This window comes from Streptomyces sp. NPDC001980 (assembly GCF_040296885.1).
In the GTDB taxonomy this organism is placed as follows: domain Bacteria; phylum Actinomycetota; class Actinomycetes; order Streptomycetales; family Streptomycetaceae; genus Streptomyces.
In genome coordinates, this window is the sequence record NZ_JBEOYD010000035.1 from 25,752 (window position 1) to 48,666 (window position 22,915).

The window sequence follows — 22,915 nt, forward strand, 5'->3', positions numbered from 1 at the left end:
CCGGCACTCGACAGGCCACGTGAACGGGTCCTTTCAGTTGTCGGGGGCCGCGGCGCCGACGAGCCACATGGAGAAGAACTGGGAGCCGCCGCCGTAGGCGTGCCCGAGCACCTTCCGGGCGCCGTCCACCTGGTGTTCTCCGGCCTGGCCGCGCACCTGGAGGGCGGCTTCGGCGAACCGGATCATCCCGGAGGCGCCGATCGGATTGGTGGACAGGACACCGCCCGACATGTTGACGGGGAGGTCACCGTCGAGTTCGGTGACCCCCGATTCGGTGAGTTTCCAGCCCTCGCCCTCCTCGGCGAAGCCGAGGTTCTCCAGCCACATGGGCTCGTACCAGGAGAAGGGCACGTACATCTCGACGGCGTCGATGTCCCGGCGCGGGTCGGCGATCCCCGCCTGCCGGTAGACGTCGGCGGCGCAGTCCTTCCCGGCCTGCGGCGACACCGCGTCCTTGCCGGCGAACAGGGTGGGCTCGCTGCGCATGGCCCCGCCGAGCATCCAGGCCGGCGGCTTCCCGGAACGGGCGGCTCCGGCGCGGTCGGTGAGGACCATGGCGCAGGCGCCGTCGGAGGAGGGGCAGGTCTCCGAGTAGCGGATGGGGTCCCACAACATGGGGGACGCCTGGACCTTCTCCAGGGTGATGTCGTGCTCGTGGAGGTGGGCGTAGGGGTTCTTGAGCGCGTTGCGCCGGTCCTTGTAGGCGACCAGCGAGCCGACGGTGTCCGGGGCGCCGCTGCGCCGCATGTAGGCGCGCACATGGGGTGCGAAGAAGCCGCCCGCGCCGGCCAGCAGTGGCTGCTGGAAAGGGATCGGCAGGGACAGCCCCCACATGGCGTTGGACTCGGACTGCTTTTCGAAGGCGAGGGTCAGCACGGTGGGGTGGACCCGGGCGGCGACCAGGTTGGCCGCGACGAGCGCGGTCGACCCGCCCACCGAGCCCGCCGTGTGGACCCGCAGCATGGGTTTGCCGACCGCCCCCAGCGCGTCCGCCAGGTAGAGCTCCGGCATCATCACGCCCTCGAAGAAGTCGGGCGCCTTGCCGATGACGACGGCGTCGATGTCGGCCCAGCCCAACTCGGCGTCGTCGAGCGCACGTCGCGCGGCCTCGCGGACGAGCCCCGCGATGGACACGTCCCGCCGGGCCGCCACGTGCTTGGTCTGGCCGATCCCTACGACGGCCACGGGCTCCTTGCTCATCGCGGATCCCCTTCGAGTACGGCGACCAGGTTCTGCTGCAGGCAGGGCCCGGAGGTGGCGTGGGCGAGGGCGCGGTCGGACTCGCCGCGGTGGATGCGGGCGGCGGCCTCGCCGATGCGGATCAGCCCGGCGGCCATGATCGGGTTGGCGGCGAGGGCCCCGCCGGACGGGTTCACGCGTACGTCGTCGCCGAGCCGCAGCGCCCTGCGCAGTACGACCTCCTGCGAGCTGAACGGCGCGTGCAGCTCGGCGGTGTCCACAGGCCGTTCGAAGGCACCGGCCTTCTCGGCGGCGAGCCGGGCGGACGGCGAGTCGGTCAGGTCGCGGACGCCCAGGCCGTGCGCCTCGATGCGGTGGTCGATGCCCCGGATCCAGGCGGGCCGGGCACACAGCTCCCGGGCCCGCTCCCCCGCCGCGAGGATCACGGCGGCGGCGCCGTCGCCGATGGGTGGGCAGTCGCCGGTGCGCAGCGGCTGTACGACGTAGTCCCCCTGCGGTACCGATCCCCTGAGCTGTGCGTGGGAGTTGGCTGCCGCGTCCGCCCTGCTGCGGGCTCCGACGGCGGCCAGCGCGGGCTCGTCGGTCTCCCCCGCGTCGATGAGGGCCTGGGCCTGGAGGGCGGCGAGGGCGACGGAGTCGGGCCAGAGGGGGGCCAGGTAGTAGGGGTCGAGCTGGCGGGTCAGCACGTCGCGTACGGAGCCGGGTGAGGACTTGCCGTACGAGTAGACGAGCGCGGTGTCCGCGTCCCCGGTGAGCAGCTTGGTCCAGGCCTCGTACAGGGCCCAGGCGCCGTCCATCTCGACGTGCGACTCGGAGATGGGCGGCCAGGCGCCGACGCCGTCGAGGGCGAGGGTGAAGGAGAAGGCGCGGCCGGCCAGGTAGTCGCTGGAGCCGGAGCAGGTGAACCCGATGTCGGCGGTCTTCAGGCCGGTCTGCCCGAGCACGTCGTGCAGCACCGGCATGAGCATCTCGACCTCGGAGAGGTCCTCGGTGGTGCGGCGGTGGTCGGTCTGTGCGAAGGCGACCAGTGCTATGTCACGCATCACAGCAGCTCCTTGTACGTCTCATAGTCCGCGTCGGGTTCGCCGGTGGGCCGGTAGTGGTCGGCGAAGCGGGCCCCGTCGGTCCACACCGGTTCGACCCTGAGCCCCATCCGCACCTGGTCGTAGGGGATCCCGCCGATCCGGCCGTGCAGGGCGAGGCCGGCGCCGTCGAGGGCGATGTGGGCGTAGACGTACGGCACCTCGATGTCGAGGTTCTTCGCCTTGATGTTGACGATGCAGAAGGTGGTGACGGTGCCGCCGGGCCCCACCTCGACCTGTTCCGATGTGGCCACCCCACATGTGGGGCACGCACCCCTGGGCGGGACGTACACCTTCCGGCAGGAGGGACAACGCTCCCCGAAGGTCCGCCGGGACGACAGCGCCTCGATGTAGGCGGACTGGGCACGGCCGGGCGAGTAGGTGTAGTCGAGGCGGGCGTGGGCGACGATGCCGTGGATGGCGTCCTCGAACTCGCCGCCGTGCCCGGTCACTTCGGCAGGTTCACCGTCGTACGGCTCGAAGCAGGCGATGTCGGTGACGGCCCCCGACCGCTCCTCGGCCCAGCGGACCCGGACCCGCATGCCGGTGTGCACGGCGTCGGGCCCCGGTGCGTCGAGGGCGTGCAGCAGGGCGGTGTCGGCACCGTCGAGCCGGACCAGGACCCAGGCGAAGGGGGTGCCGAGGGGCTGCCCGCGGCGGGGCTCGTGGTTCCACGCCCAGGTGGTGACGGTCCCGGTGGGGGCGACCTCGACGAGGTCACGGATCTCCTCGGCGGTGCCGGGGTCGTACTCGACGGGCGGGACGAGGGTGCGGCCGTCGGCGGTCTTCACGCCGAGGACGACGCGTTCCCGCAGTCCGGTGAGGAAGGCGCTCTGGACGGGGCCGAGGGACCGGGTGAAGGGGAACTCGACGACGAGGGGGGCTTTGAGGACTTCGGGCATCGGGGCTGCCTCCTGGACAAAGTAGGTGTGTAGCGCCCCGCAAGGGACGCTGGGGGTACCCCCGGCCGAAGGCTGGGGGAGGCACTACGCGACAAACCCCCACCGGCCCGCGGCTTCCGGACCGGCCCAGGCCGGCGCAGCGCTACGCCCGCTTGTAAACAGGCGCCCGCTTCTCCGCGAACGCACGCGCACCTTCCTTCGCATCGGCCGTGTCGAAGATCGGCCACCCACGCTTCAGCTCCGCCGCCAGCCCGTCCGCCTCCGTCATCTCCGCGGTCTCGTACACCGACGCCTTGACCGCCTCGACCGCCAGCGGCCCGCACGCGTTGATCTGTTCGGCGATCTCCAGCGCCTTGTCGAGCGCGGTGCCGTCCGGGACGACGTGACCGACGAGCCCGATGTCCGCGGCCTCGCGGGCGGTGTACGGCCGCCCGGTGAGCAGCATCTCCAGAGCGTGCGTGCGCGGAATCTGCCGTTGGAGCCGTACCGTGGAGCCACCGATCGGAAAGAGCCCCCGCCGCACCTCGAAGAGCCCGAACGTCGCGGACTCGCCAGCCACCCGGATGTCGGTCCCCTGCAGGATCTCGGTGCCGCCCGCGACGCAGTACCCCTCGACGGCGGCGATCACCGGTTTGCGCGGGCGATGATGGCGGAGCATCGCCTTCCAGTGCAGGTCGGGGTCGGCCTGCAGCCGGTCGCGCAGATGCTCCCCCGCCATGCCCTGTCCGGCCAGCGCCTTGAGGTCCATCCCGGCACAGAAGGCACCCCCGGCCCCGGTGAGCACGATCGAGCGGACGGCGTCGTCCTCGTCGGCCTCGATCCAGCCGTCGTACAGGCCGACGAGCATGGCGATCGAGAGCGCGTTCTTCGCTTCGGGCCTGTTCAGCGTGAGCACGAGTGTGGCGCCCTCGCGCCGCACGGTGAGGTGTTCCGTCCCACCCATGGACCGTCTCCCCTCCGGAAGGGATCGTCCCCCCTCCATCAGAACGAGAACAGGTTGCAGTAGCCGGGGAGGCACTTCAAGGGTTTTCTGACAGGCAGTCAGATTTCTTCGCGTGAACCCTTCACACTTGCCGCGCCCTTTGCTCTGATGACCGGCGAACGGACAGGTGCGCCTTTCTTCGTCACGGTTGCCGGGGTCAGGAGGAGCGGTGGAGTACAACCTTGCCGATCTGTTCGAGTCGGTCGTCGATGTGGCTGCCGACCGCGAGGCACTCGTGTACATCGACCACCCCGGCACGGGTGCGGAACGCCGGCTGACCTACGCGGAGCTGGACGCCGCCGCCAACCGCGTCGGCCACCATCTGATCGACAGCGGCATCCGCCCGGGCGAACATCTCGGCCTGCACCTCTACAACGGGGTCGAGTATCTGCAGACGGTGCTCGGCTGCCTGAAGGCGCGGATCGTGCCGGTCAACGTCAACTACCGGTACGTGGAAGAGGAGTTGGTGTACCTCTACCGGGACGCCGATCTGGTCGCGCTGGTCTTCGACGCGGAGTTCGACGACCGGGTGGCGGCGGCCCTGCCCCGGGCGCCGGGGCTGCGGCATCTGGTGCGGGTGGGGGAGCCGGTGGACGCGGGGCTCAAGGCGCTCGCCTTCACGGAGGCCGAGGCCGCCGGGTCGCCGGGGCGGGGGTTCCCCGCGCGCTCGGCGGACGACCAGTTCATCATCTACACCGGCGGCACGACCGGGATGCCGAAGGGTGTGATGTGGCGTCAGGAGGACCTGTTCTTCGCGGGGTTGGGTGGTGGCGCGCCGACCGGTGAGCCGGTGGAGCGACCGGAGGAGCTGGCCGAGCGGGTCGCGGCGGGCGGCAGCGGGATCACCTTCTTCCCCACGCCTCCGCTGATGCACGGCACGTCCACCCTCACCACCTTCATCGGCTTCAACTTCGGGCAACGGGTGGTGATCCACCGCAAGTTCGTGCCCGAGGAGGTGCTGCGGACCGTCGAGAAGGAGAAGGTCACCAGCATGTCGCTGGTCGGCGACGCGATGCTGCGCCCGCTGGTCGACGCGCTCAACGGGCCGCTGAAGGGCACCGACTGCTCCGCCCTGTTCAGCGTCTCCTCCTCCGGTGCGATCCTCTCCGAGACCGTGCGCCGGCAGTTCAGCGAACTCGTCCCGAACGCCGTGCTGCTGAACAACTTCGGGTCCTCCGAGTCCGGTTTCAACGGCACCGCGACCAATGACTCGGGGGCCGGCAGCGGCTTCCGCGTCCGCGTCAACTCCCGTACCCAGGTGGTCGATCCGGCGACCCACGAGCCGGTGGCGGTGGGCGAGATCGGCCGGGTCGCGCAGAGCGGGCACGTGCCGCTCGGCTACTACAACGACCCGGTGAAGACCGCCGAGACGTTCTTCGAGAAGGACGGCCGGAGGTGGGTGCTCCTCGGCGACATGGCGACGGTCGACGAGGAGGGCGTGGTGACCGTGCTCGGCAGGGGCTCGCAGTGCATCAACACCGGGGGCGAGAAGGTGTACCCGGAGGAGGTCGAACAGGCGCTGAAATCGCACCCGGACGTGTACGACGCGCTCGTCGCCGGGGTCCCTGACGCCACCTGGGGCAACCACGTGGCGGCGGTCGTGCAACTGCGCGCGGGTGCCGAGCCGCCCTCGCTCACGGACATCCAGACCCACTGCCGCAGCCGGCTGGCCGGGTACAAGGTCCCCCGTCAGCTGGTGATCGCCGAGGCCATCCAGCGGTCGCCGAGCGGCAAGGCGGACTACCGGTGGGCGCGGGAGGTGGCGGTGGCCGCCGACCGGTAGCACGTGCGGGTGTGCCACCCGCGCGGGACGGTCCACGGGCCGTACTCTGTGCGCACGATCCGACGTCGATCATGCACACAGTGTCACGACGGCCGCACGGAAGGACCCCCGGTGTCGCACCCCACGCCCGCCCGGCCGCCGGAGACCGTGCCCGCACCGGCGGGTCCGAGCGCGGACGAGGGCCGGCGGCGGAGGCATCCACGCACCGCCCGCGGCATCACGGTCGGGACGACCGCCGGCTCCGCCCTCCTGCTCCTGGCCGCGCTGCTGCTGCCGAACCGGCTGGACCTGCTCACGCCCACGGCGTTCCTGCGCCTCCCGGTCGAGGGGATCGTCCTCGCGGCCGTGCTGCTGATTCTGCCCGGGCGGGCGCGGCGCGTCACGGCGGTGCTCGCGGGCGCGGTGCTGGGGACGCTGACGCTGGTGAAGTGCCTGGACATGGGCTTCTACTCGGTCCTGCAACGGCCGTTCGACCTGGTGCTCGACTGGATCCTGCTGGACGACGCGGCGGACTACGTGCGGGAGTCGTTCGGCCGGACCAGTGAGATCCTCGCGATCGCCGGGGCCCTGCTCCTCGCGGCGAGCGTGCCGGCCCTGACCGTCCTCGCCCTGGTGCGGGTCACCGAGCGGATGGCGCGTCGGCGGCCGCGCGCAGGTCGTACGACCCTTGTCCTGGCCGTCGCCTGGGTCACCTGTGCCACCTTCGGTTTCCAGGCCGGTGGCGCTCCCGTCGCCTCGACGCTCGACACCCAGCTGGTGGACGACCGGGTGCGGGCGGTCCGTGCCGGTCTTGCGGACGCGCGGGTCTTCGCGGCGGAGGCCTCCGTCGACGCCTTCGAGAACACTCCGCCGGACCGCCTGTTGACGGGCCTGCGCGGCAAGGACGTGCTGTTCACGTTCGTCGAGAGCTACGGCCGTACGGCGATCGAGGACCCGGCGATGGCGCGGCAGGTCGGCGCGGTCCTCCAGGAGGGCGCCGCCTCCCTCGGGGCGGCCGGTTTCGCGGCGCGCAGCGGCTGGCTGCGGTCCCCGGTGCTCGGGGCGGGCAGCTGGATGTGCCACGCCACGCTGCTGTCCGGGCTGTGGATCAACAACCAGCAGCGTTACCGCCATCTCGTCTCGGGCGACCGGATGACCCTCAACAAGTACTTCCGCAAGACGGGCGCGTGGCGCACGGTCGGTGTCGTCCCGGGCGTCCGCAAGACATGGCCGGAGGCCCGGTTCTTCGGCCTCGACCGCTCCTACGACTCCACGCACCTCGGCTACCACGGCCCGTACTTCAGCTGGACGCCCGTCCCCGACCAGTTCACGCTGGAGGCCTTCGAGCGCCTGGAGTACGGGAAGCGGAACCGCCGCCCGGTGATGGCGGAGATCATCCTCGCCTCCAGCCACCAGCCCTGGGCGCCCCTCCCCCGCCTGATCGACTGGAGAGACCTCGGCGACGGCTCGGTCTTCGGGCCGATCCAGAAGGCGGGCAAGGATCCGGCGGAGGTCTGGAAGGACACGGAGCGCGTACGGACCGAGTACCGGGTCTCGATCGAGTACTCGCTGCGCAGCCTGTTCGGATTCATGCGGCGCTACGCCCACCGGGACACGGTCCTGGTCTTCCTCGGCGACCACCAGCCCCGCCCGGAGGTCGTCGCCGGCAGCCCGCGCCGGGACGTGCCGATCACGATCGTCGCCCACGACCCGGCGGTCCTGGACCGGGTCGCCGGCTGGGGCTGGACGCCGGGCCCGAAGCCCGCCGCCGACGCGCCGATCTGGGCGATGAACCAGTTCCGCAACCGCTTCCTGAAGGCGTTCGGGCCGCAGGATCCGAGTGCTGCTCAGGCGTCCAGGAAGGCGACGGTACGGCGGACGAACCACTCGGGGTCGTCGAGCCAGGGGTAGTGACCGGCGCCGGGCTGCACGACGACCTCGGCGACCGGGAAGGCCTCGGCGGCGCGCCGGGCCAGGGCGGGGCCGGGGCTGCCGTCGAGTTCCCCGGCGTACACCAGGACGGGGCCGGCGAGGGTGCGCAGGGCGGCTCGGGTGGCGTCCGGGGTGAAGGCGCCCTCGGCGAAGTAGCGGTCGCCTGCCTCGAAGTTGCTCTGCTTCTCGGTGGCCGCGACATGAGCCCGGGCGGCGTCGTCCCAGCGGCCGTGGAAGAAGGGCATGAACACCTCGTCGAACTCCGCGGTGCCGGTCAGCCACGCCTCCAGGGCGGGGAACGCCTCCTCGAACCAGGGCTCGCCCGCCCGCAGTCGGGCCGCCGCCAGCCGGTCCTCGGGAGTGACGCGCAGGCCCAGGGCCGCGGGGTTGCCGGTGATCAGCGCGAGCCGCCGCACCCGCTGCGGATGCGCCGCCGCGTACAGGACGGCAAGGCTCGCGCCGGCCGAGTGCGCCAGTACGTCCATGTGGTCGAGCCCCATGTGGGCGCGCAACATCTCCACGTCGTCGACCAGTCGGTCGCAGCGGTACGACGCCGGGTCGGCGGGCACCGCGGAGTCGCCGGTCCCCCGCAGGTCGAGGAGGATCAGCCGGCGGTGGGCGGTCAGCCCGCCGAGGTCCCCCAGGTAGCCGGAGGCCCGCATGGGGCCGCCCGGCAGCACGACGAGAGGTTCGCCCTCCCCTCTGACGTGGTAGGCGAGGCGGGTCCCGTCGGCTGCGGTGAAGGTGGGCATGGCGCCGATCCTCGGGGACCGCGGCGCGGTGTCGCAACGAATTTCTGCGGACGGCCCCCGGCGTCAGGCAGGCGGAGCCGGCTTGCTCACCCGGAACGCGAACTGGCCACAGAACGTGAGCTTGCGGAGGTTCACCAGGGCGGTGTGCCGCTTGCTCTTGCGGGCCCAGGCGTCGATCTCCGTGTTGAGCGGCGACTCCGTCCGCCAGAACCTGCCGTACTCCTGCCTCCGCGCGCTGCCGTGGTAGGTGCGCATGATCAGTGTCACGCCGTCGAGCGAGGGCCGGATCTCCTCCAGGGCGAGCCCGGCCTCCTCGACCAGCACCCGGAATCCGTAGGGCGTGTAGTTCCACAGGCTGAAGGAGTGGTAGGGCTCGAACTGGGAGGTGCTGCCGATGAACAGCCCGCCCGGGCGGAGCACTCTGCTCACCTCCGCGAGCAGTTCCCTGGGCCGGGCCACGTGCTCGAAGACCTGGTGCGAGTAGACGAGCGGTACCGCGTCGGAGCGGAACGGCAGGTGGACGCCGTCGAAGTACACCACGCTGTCGTCCCCGGGCCTGCGCTGGGCGGCCTCCGGCGAATCGCGGATGTCGACTCCCACCCAGCGGACGCCGGAGTCGTGCTTGCGGAAGAGCTCGGCCGACGTGCCCCGCCCGCAGCCCAGGTCGACCACCCGGTCCGGTGCCCGCGGCGAGCTCATGGCTTCGTCGAGGTAGTAGCGGGAGGTGACCTGACGAGCGTGGTCGTCAGGGATGCAGTCGCGCATGAGTTCCCACAGGGTCGACATGTGCCCACGCTACGGAGATGCCCCTCGCTAGGCCACATCCAGGCGGGGGTTCGGGACGGCCGTCATCCCTTGGGGCGAACGGGACTGGGCGGACGGGGGCACGAGGCGGCCGATGCCGGAGAGGTCGCGGGCGGCCACACTGTTGCGGTCGGCGACCGTACGGCCGAGCGCGTGGTACGGCCAGAGTCCCCCGGCCTGCCGGCGGCTGCGCTCGTTCCACTCCAGGGCCTCGGCGGCGCGCGCCCGGAAGAAGTTGAGCGCGTAGCCGCCGCTGTGGATCCGCAGCAGGAAGAAGCCGCCGGGGTACTCCTTGGCGGCCCCGACCTCCTGCTGGGTCACCTGCGGGGCGAGGGGCACATGGGTGCGCTTGTTGCGGTGGGTGTGGCCCACATGGTGGAGGAACACACCCGGGGCGGTGGCGTAGGCCCGGAGGATCGCGCGGGCCTGGCGGCGCCCGAGACGCTGCGCCGGGCTCACCGGGAAGAGGGCCTCCCGGACGGTCAGCGGATGGTGGCCGAAGACGACGGTGGGCTGTTCCCGGTGGGCCCGCAGGCGGCGCCGGAACCAGGAGAGCTGCTCGGCGCCGAGGCCGCCCGCGTCACCGCCGTTCCCGCGCTTGTCGTAGGTGTCGAGGCCGATGATCCGCAGTCCGGCCACGTCGTGCTCGAACCAGCCGGGCCCGTCCGGAACGCCGAACTCGCGGTGGAAGGCATCGCCCTCGGCCGCGGCGCGGTCGTGGTTGCCCCGGACGACGAAGTAGTCCCGCCGGTGGGTACCGAAGCCGTCGAGGATCCGTCTGGCCTCCGCCAGGTCGCGCGGTCCGCCGCCGGCGGAGATGTCACCGGCGGCCAGCAGCAGTTGGGCGCCGCGGCGGCGGGCCTCGTCCACCACGGCGCGGCTCATGAGTTCGGGGTAGGGGGTCTGTCCCGTCCCCTGAGCCACTCCGCGCAGGAAGGGGACGCCGGCCACGAGACCGGCGACGGTCTCGCCGATGTGCAGGTCGTTGCAGAGGGCGAGGGAGAACAGGTGGCGGCCGGGCGGAGGCTGCGGAGTGGTGAAGGAGTAGGGGCCGCCCGGTGTGTCGAGGCCGTGGCGGGAGGTGCCGGCCGCGTTGCCGCGCACCAGGTGCAGCGCGGTGGGCGTGGCGGGGACGCCCCGGGAACGGGCCTGGTAGTAGTACGTCTGTCCCGGCTCCAGGCCGGTGAGTTCGACGTGGTGGTGCGCGGTGGGCCGGTCCTCGCCGGCGGTGCGGTTGAGGCGGGCCGGGTGGGTGCCGTAGACGACCTCGCCCTCGGTGACGGCGGGCAGCATCCGGCCGGTGCCGTCGTCGGTACCGGGCAGGGCGGTGTGCCAGGTGATGACGGCGCGGTCCTCGGTGAGGGTGACCAGTTCCAGGTGGACGGCGGCGAGGGAACGGGGGTGCCGGGGGCGGGGGGCGGTGGCCGACCGGAGCAGGGCAGGTGCCAGCAGGAAGCCGGAGCGCAGCATCTCGCAGGGGCCGGGGATGCCCGCGAGTGCGCCGAGGGGGACGGGGAGGCAGCAGCGCATGTCTGCTATGTGCACGCCACCGGTGAACGGCGGACGTGGTGCCGGAAGCCGCGCAAGGTATGGAACCAGACTTCTTGGGTCCTCACGGGTACGGCCTCCCGGGTTCTCACGAGGCGGGGCCGAACCGTTCCCGCAGTTCCCGCTTCAGGATCTTTCCGCTGGCGTTGCGGGGCAGCGCGTCCACGAACAGGATCCGCTTGGGTGCCTTGAAGGCGGGCAGCTTCTCCTTCACGTGGGCGATCAGCCCCGCCTCGTCGATCTCGCCGCGCGGTACGACGACCGCGGTGACCGCCTCGATCCACCGCTCGTCGGGCAGGCCGATCACGGCGGCCTCGGCGACCGCCTCGTGGGTGTAGAGGGCGTCCTCGACCTGCCGTGAAGCCACCAGCACGCCACCGGAGTTGATGACGTCCTTCACGCGGTCGACGATCGTGTAGTAGCCGTCGGCGTCGCGCACCGCGAGGTCGCCGGAGTGGAACCAGCCGTCCCGGAAGGCCTCCTCGGTCTCCTCGGGCTTGTCCCAGTAGCCCTCGCACAGCTGCGGTGAGCGGTAGACGATCTCGCCGGGGGTGCCGTCGGGGACGTCCGCGCCGTCCTCGCCGACCACGCGTGCCTCGACGAACAGGACGGTGCGGCCGCAGGAGTCCAGCCGCCCCTTGTGCTCCTCGGGGGCGAGCACGGTGGCGAGCGGTCCGATCTCGCTCTGCCCGAAGCAGTTGAACAGGGCGAGTTTCGGCAGCCGTTCGCGCAGTCGCTCCAGGACGGGCACCGGCATGATCGACGCCCCGTAGTAGGCCTTGCGCAGTCCGCCAAGGTCGCGGGTGGCGAAGTCGGGCCGGTTGGAGAGTCCGATCCACACGGTGGGCGGCGCGAACAGGCTGTCCACGTCCCCGGCCTCGACGAGGTCGAAGAGGGTGTCGCCGTCGGGTCCGTCGAGGATGATGTTGGTCGCGCCCACCGCCAGGTAGGGCAGCAGGAACACGTGCATCTGGGCGGAGTGGTAGAGCGGCAGCGCGTGTGCCGGCCGGTCCCCGGCGCTCAGGTCGAGGGCGGCGATCGCGCTCAGGTACTCGTGCACCAGCGCCCGGTGGGTCATCATCGCGCCCTTGGGCAGCGCCGTGGTCCCCGAGGTGTACAGCAGCTGCACCAGGTCCTCGGTACGCGGTTCGGGCCCGTCGTACGGTGCGGCGTCCGCGAGCCGGGCCAGCAGCGAGCCGTCGGCGTCCCGCAGCGGCAGCGCCGGTACGCCGTCGGGGAGCCGGCCGGTGAGGTCGGGGTCGGCGAGGACCAGCGAACTTCCCGACTGACCGACGATGTACGCGAGGTCGTCGCCGGTCAGGTTCTGGTTGACCGGGACGTGGACCAGGCCGGCGCGGGCGCAGGCGAGGAAGGCGATCAGGTAGGCGTCGGAGTTGTGTCCGTAGGAGCCGACCCGGTCACCACGGTCGAGGCCCTGGCCGAGCAGGACGCTCGCCGCACGCGAGACGGCGTCGTCGAGTTCCTCGTACGTCCACCGTCGCTCGCCGTACCGCACCGCCACCCGTGCGGGGGTGCGGCGGGCGCTGCGCCGCAGTACCCCGTCCACCGTGCTGCCCTGTCCCTGCGTCATGGCTCATGATCCTCGGCCCGTAGCCGGGACAGGTCAAGCGACCGCGAAGGCCGATGCCGAAATCCCGCGGGTCCGCTCGGCCGCTTCCTCTTTGCCACCGATCGCGGTCGGACGGCCGGACGGGATGGGACCGCACTGGAGTGACAAAAGGAATCACAGTCGATGCGCCATGCATCAAGAGGCGTTCATCCGATGCGCTTTTTGCTTCAACGTGCCCCTGTGCGCCCCTTTGGAGAAAGGTTTCCGGAAACCCGCACATGATTGAACTGGGCAGGACTTGTCTCGGGCTGTCAGCCTCGAAGCAGGTTCGCTCATTTCACGTGTCGTACTGGGCAGGAGGTTTCCATGAACGGTGTTGTGCCCGAACAGAAACGAACATGGACGGCAGGTACTGCTCCCGGCATATTCCCAATCCTCGGTCACGGTATCGCCTTATACCGTCGCCCGCTGGCGTTTCTCAATTCTTTGCCCGCGCACGGGGATCTGGTCGAGATACGGCTGGGCCCCCAGCGTGCCTGGATGGTGTGCCACCCGGAGCTGGCCCACGAGGTGCTCATGGACCCGCACACCTTCGACAAGGGGGGCCCTCTGTACGACAGGCTGGGCAAGCTGATGGGGGACGGACTGGTCACCTGCCGTCAGGCCGCGCACCGGGACAAGCGCAGGCTGCTGCAGCCGGCTTTCCGTCCGTCCCACGCCGCCGCGTACACGGAACTCCTCGCCGAGGAGGCCGAGTCGGTGTGCGAGGGGTGGCAGGCGGGCCGGGCGGTTCCCGTCACCGAGGCGATGATGACCCTCACGACCCGCGTGATCAGCCGGGTCCTGCTCTCCGACTCGCTGGACGACACGACCGCCGCCCAGGTCCGGGACTGTCTCGCCGACGTCGTCCGCGGCCTCTTCGTCCGCACGGTCGTGCCGATCGACGCGCTGTTCCGGCTCCCGACCCCGGCCAACCGCCGCTACCGGCGGGCGCTCGCCCGGCTGCACGCCGTCATCGACGCGGTGATCGCCGAACGCCGCCGGGGCACCGCGCGTGACGACGTCCTGGGAACCCTGCTGGCGGCCCCCCACGGCGACGGCGAGGCCCCCGCCCGCACCGACCAGGAGATCCACGACCACCTGATCACCCTGCTGCTCACGGGCGCCGAGACCTCGGCCCTGTCCCTGGCCGCGGCCTTCAGTCTGCTGGCCCGCCATCCCGAGGCCGAACAGCGCCTGCACGCCGAGCTCGACACCGTCCTGCCCGGCGGCCGCCGGCCCGGCCCCGACGATCTGCCGGACCTCGTCCAGACCCGGTGCGTCGTCTCCGAGACGCTGCGGCACTCCTCCCCCGGCTGGCTCTTCACCCGCGTCGCCACCCGGGAGACGGAACTCGCCGGATGCCGGCTGCCCGCCGGAGCCACCGTGCTCTACAGCCCCTACCTCCTCCACCACGATCCGTCGTCGTTCCCCGACCCCGAACGCTTCGACCCCGACCGCTGGCTGCCGGGCCGGCCCACCGCCGCACAGCGGCGCGCGATGATGCCGTTCTCCGCGGGCAACCGCAAGTGCCTCGGCGACGAGTTCGCCATGGTGGAGATCACCGTGGCGCTCGCGACCATCGCCGGCCGCGTGCGCCTGCGTCACCTGCCCGGGTACGCCGCGCGGACACCGCGTCCCGCGATCACCCTGGGGCCGCGCTCGCTGGTCATGATCCGCGAAGCACGTTCGCACGGGCCGTCAGAGGCGTCGTCGTCCCGCGCTCCGCTCCCGCGCCGCACGGTCTGCACCCGACAGGCACCGGACTCCCGATCGGCAGGTGACCACAGTGTCGACAACGCATGAGGAAGTCACGGTCGGTGTACCGGACGGACAGGCGGCAGCCAGTCTCAAGGACCTCATCGACACCCACCTGCACATGCCCTTTCCGTTCCGGCGCAACCCCCATGAACGGGAGGCCTCGGCCGGCGTGGACGCCTGGCTGCGTACGTGGGGGCTGACCGCCGAACCGGGCGTGGCGGCGATGATCGCCCGCACTCGCCCCGCCCAGCTCGCATCCTTCACCAGCCCCGCCGTGGACCCCGGGATCCTGCGCATCGTCGCCCACCAGATCGCCTATCAGTTCGTCTTCGACGACCGGGCGGAGGACGTCGGCCGGCGCTCCCCGGCCGGGCTCGTGCCCATGCTGTGCGAGAGCATCGCCATTCTGCGGGACGACTGTGCGCCCAGCACACCGCTCGGAGCGGCGCTGACCGACCTGTACCGGCAGGTCCGGGAACGGTGCACACCCGATCAGGCCGCACGGTGGGCCTGGAGGAGCAGGGAGTACGTACACGGTCTGCTGTACGAAGCGGTGGCTCAGGCCCACCCCGTCGTCCTGCGCACCGGGGACTGCACCTCCATACGATCGCTGACCGCAGGCGTCGAGCCGTTCTACCCGCTCTACGAGGCCGCGGCGTCGGACGAGTTGTCCCCCGCGGAACTCCACCATCCAGCCATAGGACGACTCAGCCGGCTCTCGGCCGACGCCGCGGTCTGGACAGCCGATCTGTTCTCCGCCGTGAAAGAACAGCGCGCGGGTGAAATGATCAACCTGGCCCTGGCCCACCAGCGCGAACACCACTGCTCCCTGCAGGCCGCCGTCATCCTGGCCATCCAGCAGGTCAACAGCACGATCCGCGAGTTCCAGAGGCTCCACGCCGAGGTCGAACCGGAGTTGAGCCCCGCGGGCCTCGTATACGTGGAGGGTATGGTCGGCTGGATCCGCGGGTGTTACCACTGGTCCCGAACCGTACCCCGGTATGCGGACGTGGCGTCGGTGCCCGCCGTGACGTAGAGGCACCTGACACGCTCCCGCGATCGCGCCCGAGGGAGGTGGCGATCAGGGTCACTTACCCGGAAGGCGGTCATTATCCCTTCTGCAGTTCATGATTCACCCGATAGTACTCAGTCCGGCCTGCCCACACCGCGACAAGGCGTACGCTCGGCTCTCCCCGGGCCGAACGAAAGAAAGCGGTACGGCAATATGGCGATGGAACCGCGGCAACCGATCACGGACCAAGAGACCTTGATCGAGCGCCGACGGGAACTTCAGGCCCTCGACGTGGCGTTCCGGGAATTGCGGCGCACCACGGGCGGCGTGCCACGAGCACGAAGCAAAGGGCTGCTCGCCTTCTCCGGGTCGGCCGGACTGGGCAAGACCGCACTCGTCGCGGAAGCACGCGCCCGGGCCGCGGCACACAAGTTCACGGTGTTGTCGGGCAGGGGCAGCGAGACGGAACAGGGCTCGGCGTTCCGCGTGGTACGCCAGTTGATGCAGCCCTCGTTGGCACGGATGGACGAGGCAGAACTCCGCGTCTTCCTGGGCAGCTGGTACGACACGGTCGCCGCCGTCCTCGGACTCGAAGCGACCGGACCTGCCCCTGCGCCGGACCCGATCGGAGTCCGCGAGGGTCTCGACTGGGTCATGACGCGCCTCACGGTGAAGAAGGCTCCCATCGTCCTGATCGTGGACGACCTCCACTGGACGGACCCGGAGTCCCTGAGCTGGCTCACCTCCTTCGCACCACGGGTCGACGACCTTCCCCTGCTGTTCGTCGCCACCTATCGGCCCGACGAACTGCCCCCCGAGGCCGGCGAGTTCCGGACACTCGTAGGAGACCACGGGAACCGCCCCCACAACCTGGCCCTGCTCACCCCGGAAGGCGTCGCGCAGATCGTCAGGAACGAGATCGGGGAGGCAGCCGGGGACCGGTTCTGCAAGGAATGCTGGTCGGCCACCGGCGGAAGCCCCTTCGAGGCGGTGGAACTGGCCATCGGACTCGCGGAGCGGAAACTGAGCGGCACCGACGACGACCTGCCCGCGATGCGTGAGCTGGCCGCCGCGATCAAGGGCCCAGGGCTGATCGAACGCCTGGAACGGCTCGGCACCACGACCGTGCGCTTCGCGCAGACCGCGGCCGTACTGGGTTCGCCGTTCTCGCCGGAGCTCGCCGCGGCCATCGCCGTGCTCGGTGACGAGGCCGTCGCCGAGGCGATCGGGAAGTTGCGCTCGGCGCGGATCCTGGCAGACGGGCACGGCCACGAGGGCGAGCTGGAGTTCGTGCACCCGCTGATCGCCACGACGATCTACCGGTCCATCCGCACGGGCTTCCGGACCGGTCTGCACAACACCGCGGCGCAGGCCGTCCTCGCCGCGGGTTACGGACCCACCAAGGCCGCCCGGCACCTGCTGGAGGTGCCCTGCGAAGACCGTCCCGAGACCGTCGCGTGTCTGCGCGAGGCCGCTCGCGAATACCTTCGCGCCGGAGCCACCGAGGCGGCGCGCCGCCTGCTGACCCGCGCGCTGCAGGAACCGCCCCTGCCCGAGGACCGTGCCGCGGTCCTTCACGAACTCGCGTGCGCCACCTTCCTGATCGAACCCACGGCCACGGTGCGGCATCTCCGTCAGGCGCTGGCCCAGCCGCACGTCGATCCCGATCTGCGCGCCTCCATCGTCTATCGGCTGACCACGGCCATGGCCCACACCGATCAGCTGGCCGAGGCCGTGCAGGTGGCCGCCGAGGAGGCGCGGCAGGCCACGAATCCACGCGTCAAACTCCGCATGCAGGCCGATCAGTTCGTCTGGAGCATGGTGCGGCCGGACGACCACGACTCGCCCACCCGCTCCCGGACGCTGGCGCGTCTGGCCGAGAAACTGCCCGGCCGCAGCCTGGAGGAACGTTACATTCTGGGACTGCGGGCCTGGGACGCGGCCATGCGCGGCGAACCGAGAGAGACCTCCCTCGCGTACGCCGACAAGGCCCTGGACGGCGGTATGAGCTGGACCGACGAGAACCGGGGGTTCGAGGTACCCCTGTCCGTCGCCCTGGTGTTCATGTACGGCGACCAGCCGCGGCGGGCCGAGGAGCTGTTCAGCAGAGGGATCGCCGAATGTGTGGCCAAGGGCTGGCACGGTTCCCACCTGGCGTTCGGCCAGACCATCGCCGGGTACGTCCGCTACCGCCGCGGCAGCCTGGCCGAAGCCGAGGACGCGGTACGGGAGGGGCTGCGGATCGCCGACAAGGTGGACGGGGTCGTGGCCGCCCAGTGGTTCGGCGTGAGCATTCTCATCAAGACCCTGCTGGCCCGCGGGCGCATCACCGAGGCGCGCGCATTCGCCGACGATCACCATTTCGGCGCGGCCCCGGTCAACGCCGTCATCTATCCCGACCCCCGCACCGTCTACGCCGAACTGCTCCTCGCCGAGGGGCGGCACGCCGAGGCGGCGCGGCTGTTGTCCTCGGTCGGGGAGTGGCTGGACGCGCGGGGCTGGCGGAACCCGGCCTGGTGTCCGTGGCAGCTGCGGCTCGCGACCGCGCTCGCCCCCACCGCGCCCGAGGAAGCGGTGGGTCATGCCGAGGAGGCCGTGCGCAGGGCCCGGGAGTTCGGTGCCGCGTCGGCCGTCGGGCAGGCCCTGCACACGCTCGCCGAGGTGAGCTGCGGGCCGGCGGCGGTGGACCTGTACGCGCAGGCCGTCGAACAGCTGGAGCAGTCGCCGGCCGCCTACGAACTGGCCCGCGCCCAGATCGGCCACGGCGCCGCGCTGTCCCTGAGCGGCCGGCTCCAGGAGGCTGCCGACCGGCTCTACCAGGGGCTGGAGGGAGCCGTCCACTGCGGGGCCGAGGCGCTCGCCGCCCGGGCCAGGGAGGAGCTGTCGGCGGCCGGGCTGCGGCCGTTGCCGTTGCGCTACGCACAGGTGGACACGCTCACCGCGCCGGAACTGCGGACGGCCGAACTGACCGTCCAGGGACACTCGGTGGGCGTGGTCGCCAAGGAGCTGCACCTCACCGAGCAGGGTGTGCGGCAGCTGCTGTCCAGCGTCTACCGCAAGCTCGGCACCGATGCCGCCGGCCTCGCCGGGTTCCTCGAGGCCCGGCACCGGCCGCGCTCCTGACGCGCGGGTCCCGGTCGGTTACACCGGCCTGGTGCGGCCCTCCCAGTACGGGTCCCGCAGCCGCCGCTTGTACAGCTTGCCGTTGGGGTCGCGGGGCATCTCGGCGATGAAGTCGACGGTCTTGGGGCACTTGTAGCCGGCGAGCTGTCCGGCGCAGTGGGCGAGGAGGTCGGCGGCGAGGTCCGGGCCGGGTTCGTGTCCGGGGGCGGGTTCGACGACGGCCTTGACCTCCTCGCCCCAGTCGTCGTGCGGGATGCCGAAGGCGGCGGCGTCGGCGACGGCGGGGTGGGAGAGGAGCACGGACTCGATCTCGGCGGGGTAGATGTTGACCCCGCCCGAGATGATCATGTCGATCTTGCGGTCGCGGAGGAACAGGTAGCCGTCCTCGTCGAGGTAGCCGAGGTCGCCGACGGTGAAGAAGTCGCCGATGCGGTTCTTCTGTGTCTTGGCCTCGTCCTTGTGGTAGGCGAAGCCGCCGGTGTTCATCTTCATGTAGACGGTGCCGAGTTCGCCGGGCGGGAGCCGGTTGCCGTCGTCGTCGAAGACCGCGAGTTCGCTGATGGGCCAGGCCTTGCCGACCGTGCCGGGTTTCTTCAGCCAGTCCTCGGCGGTGGCGAAGGCGCCGCCGCCCTCGCTTGCCGCGTAGTACTCCTCCACGCTGGGGCCCCACCAGTCGAGCATGGCCCGCTTGACGTGGTCCGGGCAGGGGGCGGCGCCGTGGATGGCGTGCCGCATGGAGGAGACGTCATGGCGTGCGCGCACCTCCTCGGGGAGGGCGAGCAGGCGGTGGAACTGGGTCGGGACCATATGGGTGTGGGTGCACTTGTGTGCGTCGATCAGGCGGAGCATCTCCTCGGGGATCCACTTGTCCATGAGGACCAGGCGGTGGCCGATGTGGAGGGACGCGCCCGCGAACTGGAGGACGGCCGTGTGGTAGAGCGGCGAGCAGACCAGGTGGACGTTGTCGCCGAAGGGGCGGATGCCGAAGATACCGAGGAAGCCGCCGAGGTACGCCTCCTCGGGGAGTTTGCCGGGCAGCGGGCGGCGGATTCCGCGGGGGCGGCCCGTCGTACCCGAGGTGTAGTTCATGACCCAGCCGAGTTCGCGGTCCGCGGGCGCCGACTCCGGCTGCCCGTCGAGGAGTTCGGCGTACGGGCGGAAGCCCTCGACCTCGCCGACCGCGTACCGGTGGGTGGCGGGGAGGCCGGCCTCGTCGGCGGCGTGGCGGGCCGGGCCGGCGAACCGTTCGTGGGCGAGGAGCACCTTGGCGCCGGAGTCGGCGACGATCCAGGCGATCTCCGGGCCGACGAAGTGGTGGTTGACCGGGACGAGGTAGAGGCCGGCCTGGGTGGCGGCGAGGTAGGCGGTGAAGAACTCGGGCCCGTTGGGCAGGACGACCGCGAAGGCGTCGCCGCGTTCCAGGCCCGCGGCCCGGAGTCCGTGGACGAGCTGGTTGACGGCCGCGTGCAGGCGGCCGGCGGTCCATTCCTCGCCGTCGGGTGCGACGAGCACCTTGCGGTCGGGATCGCTCGTGGCCTGGGCCCAGAATCCGGCGGGGGGCGTGCTGGTCACTTGCCGCTCCTTCCGGCGATGCGGTTGATGCGGTCGACGGCCTGTTCGAAGCCGCGAGTGAGGTCGTCGAAGACGGCCTGGACGCTGCGTTCGCTGGTCATACGGCCGACGATCTGGCCGACGGGGGTGCCGAGCAGGGGCTCGACCTCGTACTTCTGGATGCGGGTCAGTGCCTCGGCGACGAGCAGGCCCTGGAGGGGCATGGGGAGGGTGCCGGGGCCGTTCGCGTCGTCCCAGGCGTCGGTCCACTCGGTGCGCAGCTGGCGGGCCGGTTTGCCGGTCAGGGCGCGGGAGCGGACGGTGTCGCCGGAGCCGGCGGCGAGCAGTTTGCGGGTCACGGCGGTCGAGGAGAGGTCCGCCTCTGTGACGGTCAGCCACATGGAGCCCAGCCACACTCCCTGAGCGCCGAGGCTGAGCGCGGCGGCCACCTGCCGGCCGCTGCCGATCCCGCCCGCCGCCAGGACGGGCAGTGGCCCGACGGCGTCGACGACCTCCGGGGTGAGCACCATGGTGGCGATCTCGCCGGTGTGGCCGCCGGCCTCGTAGCCCTGGGCCACGACGATGTCGATGCCCGCGTCCTTGTGCTTGATCGCGTGCCGGGCGCTGCCGGCGAGCGCGGCGACGAGGATGTCCTGGTCGTGGGCGCGGTCGACGACGTCGGCGGGCGGGGAGCCGAGGGCGTTGGCGAGCAGCCGGATCGGGTAGTCGAAGGCGACGTCGAGCTGGGTGCGGGCGACCTGTTCCATCCACCCGGTGATGCGCCAGCCGGACGCCTCGCCGTCGGCCAGCTCGGGCACGCCGTACTTGGCGAGGGTGTCCCTGACGAACTGCCGGTGCCCCTCCGGGATCATCGCCTCGACGTCGGCCTCGGTGACGCCCTCCACCTTCTTGGCCGGCATCACGACATCGAGCCCGTAGGGCTTCCCGTCGACATGCTCCTCGATCCAGTCGAGGTCGCGCCTGAGGTCGTCGGGGGCGGTGTAGCGGACCGCGCCGAGCACTCCGAATCCGCCGGCCCGGCTGATGGCCGCGGCCACGGCGGGAAACGGCGTGAAGCCGAAGACGGCGTGCTCGACTCCCAGGGTCTTGCTCAGCTCCGTCTGCATGGGCGCAGGATGCCGCAGTCGTGCGGCCGACGGAAGAGGTTTTCTGATGCTCCGTCAGATTCGCTGTGAGATTCCCTGTGAGATCCCCTGTCGGAGTCTCCGTCGGATTCCTTCGGCGCCCAGCGGGATTCTCACGGTCGACGGGGTTCCGAACGCGCCGCTCGGTCAGGCCTGTTCCAGGACCGCCATCGCCGCGTTGTGCCCCGGTACCCCGCTCACCCCTCCCCCGCGTACCGCGCCCGCCCCGCACAGCAGGACGTTGGCATGCCGGGTCTCCACGCCCCAGCGGCCGGTGCCGTCCTGGGCGTAGGGCCAGGAGAGGTCGCGGTGGAAGATGTTGCCGCCGGGGAGACGCAGGTCGCGTTCGAGGTCGAGGGGGGTCTTCGCCTCGATGCAGGGGCGTCCGTCGGCGTCGAGGGCCAGGCAGTCGGCGATCGGCTCGGCGAGGTGGGCGTCGAGCTGGGCGAGGGTGGACTTGAGGAGTTCGTCGCGTACGGCGTCGTTGTCGGCGGCGAAGAGCCGGGCCGGGGTGTGCAGGCCGAAGAGGGTCAGCGTCTGGTAGCCGCGTTCGGCAAGGTCACGGCCGAGGATCGTGGGGTCGGTCAGGGAGTGGCAGTAGATCTCGGAGGGCGGGGCCGCGGGCAGCCGGCCGGCCGCAGCCTGGGCGTGGGCGGTGGCCAGTTGCCCGTAGCCCTCGGCGATGTGGAAGGTGCCGGAGAACGCCTCGCGCGGGTCGACGGCGGTGTCGCGCAGCCTGGGCAGCCGCTTGAGCAGCATGTTCACCTTGAGCTGGGCACCCTCGGCGGGCTCCGGGGCCGGATCGCCGGTGAGCGCGGCGAGTTCCTGCGGGGAGGCGCCCACCAGGACGTGCCGGGCGGCGGCGACGCCCTCCCCGTCCGCGGTGCGGTAGGCGACCTCGGCGGTCCGGCCGTCCGTCTCGATCCGTACCACCTCGTGCCCGGTGGCGAGCACCGCGCCCGCCGAGCGCGCGGCGGCGGCCAGCGCGTCGGTGAGGGCGCCCATGCCGCCGACCGGTACGTCCCAGGCGCCGGTGCCGCCGCCGATGACGTGGTAGAGGAAACAGCGGTTCTGGCGCAGCGAGGTGTCGTGGGCGTCGGCGAAGGTGCCGATCAGCGCGTCCGTGAGGACGACCCCGCGCACCAGGTCGTCCGTGAAGTTCTCCTCGATCGCGACCCCGATCGGCTCCTCGAACAGCGCCCGCCAGGCCGCCTCGTCGTCGATCCGGCGGCGGAGTTCCTCGCGCGAGGGCAGCGGGTCGGTGAGCGTCGGGAAGACGCGTTCGGCGACCCGGCCGGTCGTACCGTAGAACCGTTGCCAGGCCTGGTACTCCGCCTTGCCCCCGGTCAGCCGTTCGAACGCCTCGCGAATCCGCCGCTCGCCGCCGCCGACCAGCAGCCCGGTGGGCCGGCCGTCGCGTTCCACGGGTGTGTACGAGGAGATGGTGCGGCCGCGGACGCGGAAGTCCAGGCCGAGGTCGCGGACGATCTTCCTGGGCAGCAGGCTGACCAGGTAGGAGTAACGGGACAGCCGCGCGTCGACGCCGGCGAAGGGGCGGGTGGAGACCGCGGCGCCGCCGGTGCGGCCCAGCCGCTCCAGCACCAGCACGGTGCGGCCGGCCCGGGCCAGGTAGGCCGCCGCGACGAGGCCGTTGTGGCCGCCGCCGACGATGATGGCGTCGTAGGTGCGGGAGGGTTCCGTGGCAGCGGGCATAGCTCTTCGTAACACATGATGATCTAGGGAAGTAAGA

At 71.4% G+C, this 22,915-nt stretch carries 16 protein-coding genes; 5 read left to right on the forward strand and 11 right to left on the reverse strand.

What is annotated here, in order from left to right:
- Window positions 1-33: 33 nt before the first annotated feature.
- The 4 genes from ABT137_RS38130 to ABT137_RS38145 form a co-directional block, all read right to left on the reverse strand.
- On the reverse strand, window positions 34-1,200 hold the full coding sequence (locus ABT137_RS38130) for a thiolase family protein (RefSeq protein ID WP_351715981.1): 1,167 nt from the start codon (window positions 1,198-1,200) through the stop codon (window positions 34-36).
- Window positions 1,197-2,243 (reverse strand): thiolase family protein, encoded by a 1,047-nt coding sequence (locus ABT137_RS38135; protein ID WP_351715983.1) that lies wholly within the window; start codon window positions 2,241-2,243, stop codon window positions 1,197-1,199. Before ABT137_RS38135 ends, ABT137_RS38130 begins: the two co-directional genes overlap by 4 nt.
- Window positions 2,243-3,184: a Zn-ribbon domain-containing OB-fold protein gene (locus tag ABT137_RS38140; protein WP_351715985.1), complete on the reverse strand. Its 942-nt coding sequence runs from the start codon at window positions 3,182-3,184 to the stop codon at window positions 2,243-2,245. Before ABT137_RS38140 ends, ABT137_RS38135 begins: the two co-directional genes overlap by 1 nt.
- Window positions 3,185-3,326: 142 nt before the next feature.
- Window positions 3,327-4,127: a crotonase/enoyl-CoA hydratase family protein gene (locus ABT137_RS38145; RefSeq protein ID WP_351715987.1), complete on the reverse strand. Its 801-nt coding sequence runs from the start codon at window positions 4,125-4,127 to the stop codon at window positions 3,327-3,329.
- A gap of 208 nt (window positions 4,128-4,335) precedes the next feature.
- Here ABT137_RS38145 and ABT137_RS38150 point away from each other — a divergent pair, with 208 nt between their 5' ends.
- Both ABT137_RS38150 and ABT137_RS38155 read left to right on the forward strand, forming a co-directional pair.
- Window positions 4,336-5,949 (forward strand): acyl-CoA synthetase, encoded by a 1,614-nt coding sequence (locus ABT137_RS38150; RefSeq protein WP_351715989.1) that lies wholly within the window; start codon window positions 4,336-4,338, stop codon window positions 5,947-5,949.
- Window positions 5,950-6,060: 111 nt separating this feature from the next.
- Window positions 6,061-7,839: an alkaline phosphatase family protein gene (locus tag ABT137_RS38155; RefSeq protein WP_502984644.1), complete on the forward strand. Its 1,779-nt coding sequence runs from the start codon at window positions 6,061-6,063 to the stop codon at window positions 7,837-7,839.
- Here ABT137_RS38155 and ABT137_RS38160 read toward each other — a convergent pair.
- From ABT137_RS38160 to ABT137_RS38175, 4 genes are all read right to left on the reverse strand, one after another.
- Entirely contained in the window at window positions 7,776-8,612 is an 837-nt protein-coding gene (locus ABT137_RS38160; RefSeq protein ID WP_351715991.1) for an alpha/beta fold hydrolase, read from the reverse strand. The two genes, ABT137_RS38155 and ABT137_RS38160, sit on opposite strands and share 64 nt — an antisense overlap.
- 63 nt (window positions 8,613-8,675) lie before the next feature.
- Window positions 8,676-9,398, reverse strand: a complete 723-nt coding sequence (locus ABT137_RS38165) for a class I SAM-dependent methyltransferase (RefSeq protein WP_351715993.1) — start codon at window positions 9,396-9,398, stop codon at window positions 8,676-8,678.
- Between the two features lie 27 nt (window positions 9,399-9,425).
- Window positions 9,426-10,961 (reverse strand): purple acid phosphatase family protein, encoded by a 1,536-nt coding sequence (locus tag ABT137_RS38170; protein WP_351715994.1) that lies wholly within the window; start codon window positions 10,959-10,961, stop codon window positions 9,426-9,428.
- Window positions 10,962-11,052: 91 nt separating this feature from the next.
- The gene (locus ABT137_RS38175; RefSeq protein ID WP_351715995.1) at window positions 11,053-12,555 is read right to left on the reverse strand and encodes an acyl-CoA synthetase; all 1,503 of its coding nucleotides are present in this window, start codon (window positions 12,553-12,555) and stop codon (window positions 11,053-11,055) included.
- 345 nt (window positions 12,556-12,900) lie between these two features.
- Between ABT137_RS38175 and ABT137_RS38180 the strand changes: the two genes are divergently transcribed.
- The 3 genes from ABT137_RS38180 (at window position 12,901) to ABT137_RS38190 (ending at window position 18,469) form a co-directional block, all read left to right on the forward strand.
- On the forward strand, window positions 12,901-14,379 hold the full coding sequence (locus tag ABT137_RS38180; RefSeq protein ID WP_351715997.1) for a cytochrome P450: 1,479 nt from the start codon (window positions 12,901-12,903) through the stop codon (window positions 14,377-14,379).
- Window positions 14,363-15,370 (forward strand): (-)-alpha-amorphene synthase, encoded by a 1,008-nt coding sequence (locus tag ABT137_RS38185; protein ID WP_351715999.1) that lies wholly within the window; start codon window positions 14,363-14,365, stop codon window positions 15,368-15,370. Before ABT137_RS38180 ends, ABT137_RS38185 begins: the two co-directional genes overlap by 17 nt.
- A 189-nt stretch (window positions 15,371-15,559) precedes the next feature.
- Complete coding sequence (locus tag ABT137_RS38190; protein WP_351716000.1) at window positions 15,560-18,469, forward strand: ATP-binding protein; 2,910 nt, start codon at window positions 15,560-15,562, stop codon at window positions 18,467-18,469.
- A gap of 18 nt (window positions 18,470-18,487) precedes the next feature.
- On the opposite strand, the gene ABT137_RS38195 is transcribed toward ABT137_RS38190, so the two are convergent.
- From ABT137_RS38195 to ABT137_RS38205, 3 genes are all read right to left on the reverse strand, one after another.
- Complete coding sequence (locus tag ABT137_RS38195; RefSeq protein WP_351716002.1) at window positions 18,488-20,041, reverse strand: acyl-CoA synthetase; 1,554 nt, start codon at window positions 20,039-20,041, stop codon at window positions 18,488-18,490.
- Window positions 20,038-21,147 carry a nitronate monooxygenase gene (locus tag ABT137_RS38200; RefSeq protein ID WP_351716004.1) on the reverse strand — a complete coding sequence of 370 codons (1,110 nt, stop codon included), beginning with the start codon at window positions 21,145-21,147 and terminating at the stop codon, window positions 20,038-20,040. The genes ABT137_RS38195 and ABT137_RS38200 overlap by 4 nt, the downstream gene beginning before the upstream one ends.
- Before the next feature lie 165 nt (window positions 21,148-21,312).
- Window positions 21,313-22,878, reverse strand: a complete 1,566-nt coding sequence (locus ABT137_RS38205; protein WP_351716005.1) for a phytoene desaturase family protein — start codon at window positions 22,876-22,878, stop codon at window positions 21,313-21,315.
- Window positions 22,879-22,915 lie beyond the last annotated feature (37 nt).